The 5,279-nt window shown below is 58.8% G+C and carries 6 protein-coding genes and 1 pseudogene; 6 read left to right on the top strand and 1 reads right to left on the bottom strand.

What is annotated here, in order from left to right:
* The first annotated feature begins 30 nt into the window (after positions 1-30).
* The 6 genes and pseudogenes from dut (at position 31) to ACIP1X_RS27645 (ending at position 4,493) form a co-directional block, all read left to right on the top strand.
* Entirely contained in the window at positions 31-486 is a 456-nt protein-coding gene (dut, locus tag ACIP1X_RS27670; protein WP_400755856.1) for a dUTP diphosphatase, read from the top strand.
* Positions 487-817: 331 nt separating this feature from the next.
* Positions 818-2,194, top strand: a pseudogene (locus ACIP1X_RS27665) (phosphomannomutase/phosphoglucomutase); the annotation flags it as partial.
* Positions 2,195-2,211: 17 nt separating this feature from the next.
* Positions 2,212-3,117 (top strand): acetylglutamate kinase, encoded by a 906-nt coding sequence (gene argB / locus ACIP1X_RS27660; RefSeq protein WP_053125034.1) that lies wholly within the window; start codon positions 2,212-2,214, stop codon positions 3,115-3,117.
* 203 nt (positions 3,118-3,320) lie between these two features.
* Positions 3,321-3,533 carry a hypothetical protein gene (locus tag ACIP1X_RS27655; RefSeq protein ID WP_159814945.1) on the top strand — a complete coding sequence of 71 codons (213 nt, stop codon included), beginning with the start codon at positions 3,321-3,323 and terminating at the stop codon, positions 3,531-3,533.
* A gap of 17 nt (positions 3,534-3,550) precedes the next feature.
* A complete protein-coding gene (locus tag ACIP1X_RS27650) occupies positions 3,551-4,123 on the top strand; it encodes a hypothetical protein (protein WP_400755855.1) in 573 nt (190 codons plus the stop codon).
* Positions 4,110-4,493, top strand: a complete 384-nt coding sequence (locus ACIP1X_RS27645) for a hypothetical protein (protein ID WP_400652285.1) — start codon at positions 4,110-4,112, stop codon at positions 4,491-4,493. The genes ACIP1X_RS27650 and ACIP1X_RS27645 overlap by 14 nt, the downstream gene beginning before the upstream one ends.
* A gap of 102 nt (positions 4,494-4,595) precedes the next feature.
* Here the strand turns inward: ACIP1X_RS27645 and pyrE are convergent, their stop codons facing one another.
* The gene (gene pyrE / locus ACIP1X_RS27640) at positions 4,596-5,240 is read right to left on the bottom strand and encodes an orotate phosphoribosyltransferase (RefSeq protein ID WP_008078597.1); all 645 of its coding nucleotides are present in this window, start codon (positions 5,238-5,240) and stop codon (positions 4,596-4,598) included.
* Positions 5,241-5,279 lie beyond the last annotated feature (39 nt).

The following is a 5,279-nucleotide window of genomic DNA, read 5'->3' as shown; positions in this document are numbered from 1 at the left end:
CGCCGAACGTCTGAACCAGGTTTAATTTACATGCACGCTTTGCAAGCCAAGATCCTCGACCCACGCATCGGCACCGATTTTCCGCTGCCGCAATACGCCACTCCGGGCTCCGCCGGCCTCGACCTGCGCGCCATGCTGGAACAGGACATCGTGATCAAGCCGGGTGAAACCGTGCTGATCCCCACCGGTCTGTCGGTTTACATCGGCGACCCGAACCTTGCCGCACTGATCCTGCCGCGCTCGGGCATGGGCCATAAGCACGGCATCGTGCTGGGCAACCTCGTCGGCCTGATCGACTCCGACTATCAGGGCCCGCTGATGGTGTCCTGCTGGAACCGTGGCCAGAGCGATTTCACCATGACCGTCGGCCAACGTCTGGCGCAACTGGTGCTGGTACCGGTGGTACAGGCGCACTTCGAAATGGTTGAAGAGTTCGTCGAAACCGAGCGCGGCACCGGCGGTTTTGGCCATACCGGCACCAAATAACCGGATAGAAATTATTGTGGCGAGGGGATTTATCCCCGATGGGCTGCGAAGCGGCCCCAAGATTTTTGGGTCTGCTGCGCAGCCCAGCGGGGATAAATCCCCTCGCCACAAAAAATGCGCTACATCGGCAGCAGGTTTTAACACCGTAAATCAAGGTTTTGCCGGCCGAAAGCCACGCCAGCCGAGGCGTCATGGCCCTTTCATACCACGAACTCTCTGTGGAAAACGCCGTCATACCCTTCAGTTTGAGCCTGCCGTCGAACGATTCGTCGGTCTGTCCCGCCACTTTCGAGATGGAGCATTTCCGTAGATGAGCACCCCAGCCAAGATCGCCCCGAAGCTGCCCGACAGCATTTTCCGCGCCTATGACATTCGCGGCACCGTGCCGGAATTCCTCAATGCCGAAACCGCTTACTGGATCGGCCGCGCCATCGGTTCGCAGAGCCTGGCTCAAGGTGAGCCGAATGTGTCCGTCGGTCGCGACGGCCGCTTGTCCGGCCCGGAGCTGGTTGCCGAGCTGATTCGCGGTATCGCCGAAAGCGGCTGCCATGTCAGCGATGTCGGCCTGGTGCCGACGCCGGCGCTGTACTACGCCGCCAACGTGCTGGCCGGCAAGTCGGGCGTGATGCTCACTGGCAGCCACAACCCGTCGAACTACAACGGTTTCAAGATCGTCATCGCCGGCGACACCCTCGCCAACGAACAGATTCAGGTGCTGCATGAGCGCATCAAGACCAACAATCTGAGCAGCGGCACCGGCAGCGTTACCCAAGTCGAGATCCTCGACCGCTACAACACCGAAATCGTCCAGGACATCAAACTGGCGCGGCGCATGAAGGTCGTGGTCGACTGCGGCAATGGCGCGGCCGGCGTGATCGCCCCGCAACTGATCGAAGCGCTGTACTGCGAAGTCATCCCGCTGTTCTGCGAAGTCGACGGCAACTTCCCCAACCATCACCCGGATCCGGGCAAGCCTGAAAACCTCGTCGACCTGATCGCCAAGGTCAAGGAAACCAACGCCGACATCGGCCTGGCGTTCGACGGCGACGGCGACCGTGTCGGCGTGGTGACCAACACCGGCAGCATCGTCTACCCGGATCGTCTGCTGATGCTGTTCGCCCGTGACGTGGTTGCGCGCAACCCGGACGCGGAAATCATTTTCGACGTCAAATGCACCCGTCGTCTGGTGCCACTGATCAAGGAATACGGCGGCCGTCCGCTAATGTGGAAGACTGGCCATTCGTTGATCAAAAAGAAAATGAAACAATCCGGTGCGCTACTGGCCGGTGAAATGAGCGGGCACATCTTCTTCAAGGAGCGCTGGTTCGGTTTCGACGATGGCATCTACAGCGCCGCGCGGCTGCTGGAGATCCTCAGCAAGGAAAAATCTACTGCGGAAGAGCTGTTTGCGACCTTCCCGAACGATATTTCTACGCCGGAAATCAATATCCATGTGACCGAAGAGAGCAAATTCAGCATCATTGATGCACTGCACGACGCACAGTGGGGCGCAGGCGCTGACCTGACCACCATTGACGGCGTGCGAGTCGATTACGCCAAAGGCTGGGGCCTGGTGCGCGCGTCCAACACCACACCGGTGCTGGTGCTGCGCTTCGAGGCCGATGACGAGGCTGAATTGCAGCGCATCAAGGACGTGTTCCACGCCCAATTGAAACGTGTTGCACCTGATCTCCAACTACCGTTCTGATCCACCCGGAGCCCTGAATGACCCTCGAACGCGATGCCGCCGCCAACACTGCCAAGGTCCTGTCCGAAGCGCTGCCTTATATCCGACGTTATGTCGGCAAGACCCTGGTGATCAAATACGGCGGCAACGCGATGGAAAGCGAGGAGCTGAAAACCGGCTTCGCCCGCGACATCGTGCTGATGAAAGCCGTCGGCATCAACCCGGTGGTCGTGCACGGCGGCGGCCCGCAGATCGGTGATCTGCTCAAGCGCTTGTCGATCGAAAGCCACTTCGTCGATGGCATGCGCGTCACCGACGCGGCGACCATGGACGTCGTCGAAATGGTCTTGGGCGGTCAGGTCAACAAAAGTATCGTCAACCTGATCAACCGCCACGGCGGCAGCGCCATCGGCCTGACCGGTAAAGACGCCGAGCTGATTCGTGCGAAAAAGCTCACCGTTACCCGCCAGACCCCGGAGATGACCCAGCCGGAAATCATCGACATCGGCCACGTGGGCGAAGTCATCGGGATCAACACCGACTTGCTCAACCTGTTGGTCAAAGGTGATTTCATCCCGGTGATCGCGCCAATCGGCGTCGGCGCCAACGGTGAGTCGTACAACATCAACGCCGACCTGGTGGCTGGTAAAGTCGCCGAAGCGCTGAAAGCTGAAAAGCTGATGCTGCTGACCAACATCGCCGGCCTGATGGACAAGTCGGGCACCGTGTTGACCGGCCTGAGCACGCAGCAGGTCGACGATCTGATTGCCGACGGCACCATCTACGGCGGCATGCTGCCGAAGATCCGTTGCGCGCTGGAAGCGGTTCAGGGCGGCGTCGGCAGCTCGTTGATCATCGACGGGCGTGTACCGAACGCGATCCTGCTGGAAATCTTCACTGATACCGGTGTGGGTACGCTGATCAGTAATCGCAAGCGTCACTGATTGCTGAAAGGCTAAAGATCGCAGCCTGCGGCAGCTCCTACAAAAAGCGAATTTCGTTTGTATGAAATTTCTGTAGGGGCTGACGAAGTCTGCGATCTTTTTTATGCGCGCAAGAAATGTCTGACACAACTCAGCGAAACGTCCGACATTCCAACCGAACAAATCTCCCTAGGATCTTCCCTTCATCCACCGGAGATTTACCCATGCAAAAAGACAGCGTTCCTTACGGCAGTGACATTTCGGCTGGCACCTACGCCTGTGTGGACTGCGGCCGAGAGTATTCGGGCCCGTCGCAATCATCGATGCCGCCCTGCCCTGATTTCACCGAAGCCTCGCATCCGCTCAAGGGCTGGAAAGTCCTCAGTGGCCAAGGCGATGCGCCTCAGGATCCATACCCGGAAACCAGCGGGAAATAACTCGGAGCGCCTGAGCCATGCAGATCTCGTTCACGATCGACGCCGACGCTTTTGAGCTGGAACAAAAGGAACCGGTCAAGAAAACCTTGCGCATTGGTGACGCGGAAATCACCCACGCGTTGCAGCGCATTGCCAAGGCCAGCCTGACCGAATACCTGAAAATGCTGGTCGAGGGCGGCATGCCCAGCCGCGCTGACGAGGCCAAGCAGGATCGTCTGCTCTACCTGATTCAGAGCTATTTCGGGCAGACCTTGCCGACTGAATCGCAGATCTCGACGATCTTTCAGCTGACTCAAAGCCAAAGCAAAACCCTGCTGAAAAACACCGTGTCGCGCTTTCGCAATCAGCTCGACGACATCCTCCAGCACAGCATGCGTGCGGTGATCGAGACGGCTGAATACGCGCAAACCGTGTTTCTGGTGGTCATCAGTTCGGACGTGATCCGCGATGAGCTGAACATGCTGATCACGCAGAACGAGCCAACCTTCAAACCCATCACCAAGCGCAAGGGCAGCGCCGGGCAGTTCGAGATCAGCGAGGACAGCCACGCCTTGCTCTGCGCAACGCTGGGCCTGAATGCCGTTCAGTGACATCGTCGCGGTCAGTGGCTTGCTGCTGACCCTGACCACCTTCCTGTTCAACCTGGCGTGGCCGGCGCTCAGCGAAGCGTTGGCACTGGATGAATACCAGTCGGGGCCGCTGAACCGAAAACGCAGCAGGGACAAGGTTCGCGAGGCTTTTTACGGGCGGGCGCTGCCGCTGACGTGTGCGTTTGTGGCGCTGTTTTACGTCAACTTGCCGGCTGCCGTGGGGATTATTCGCAGCAGCACGCTGGATCTGTGGGATTTTGATGTGGATCGCACGTTGTACGTGATGGTGGTGTTGGCGCTGCTGGCGTTTGCGCTGATCAACGCAGGATTGACCCTGAAACTGCTGAAGAAATGGAGAAACCTGCGCTGAATCGAAACCCCTGTAGGAGCTGCCGAAGGCTGCGATCTTTTGATTCTGTTTTTAAGATCAAACGATCGCAGCCTCCGGCAGCTCCTACAGAATGATGTCGTATCAGACGCCAAACTGGGCGCGGTACGCTTCCACGGCTGGCAGATGTTGCTTGAGCTGTGGATCATCCGCGAGGAACTCCAGCACCTGATTCAGCGAAACAATGCTGATCACCGGAATGCCGAAATCACGCTCGACTTCCTGAATCGCCGACAACTCGCCATTGCCACGCTCCTGACGGTTCAGCGCGATCAGCACGCCGGCAGCCTTGGCGCCGTCCTGCGAAGCAATGATTTGCATCACTTCACGGATCGCGGTGCCAGCGGTGATCACGTCGTCGATGATCAGCACGTCGCCGGTCAGCGGCGCGCCAACGAGGCTGCCGCCTTCACCGTGGGCCTTGGCTTCCTTGCGATTGAAGCACCAAGGCAGATCACGGTCGTGATGCTCGGCCAGCGCGACGGCGGTAGTGGCCGCCAGCGGGATGCCTTTGTAGGCCGGGCCGAACAAAACGTCGAAGGGAATGCCGCTTTCGGCAATGGCTGCAGCGTAGAAACGCCCCAGCTGCGCCAGGGCCGAGCCAGAGTTGAACAGGCCGGCGTTGAAGAAGTAAGGACTGGTGCGCCCGGACTTCAGGGTGAACTCACCGAAGCGCAAAACGCCGCGATCGATGGCAAAACGAATGAAATCGCGCTGATACGCTTGCATGAAAAAAACCCCAAATACCACGGATTTAGCTAATTAGCT

Source organism: Pseudomonas sp. NPDC088885 (assembly GCF_044750025.1).
In the GTDB taxonomy this organism is placed as follows: Bacteria; Pseudomonadota; Gammaproteobacteria; order Pseudomonadales; family Pseudomonadaceae; genus Aquipseudomonas; species Aquipseudomonas rustica.
Note: the sequence above shows the minus strand (reverse complement) of the source record. Positions and strands in the feature narration are given on the sequence as shown.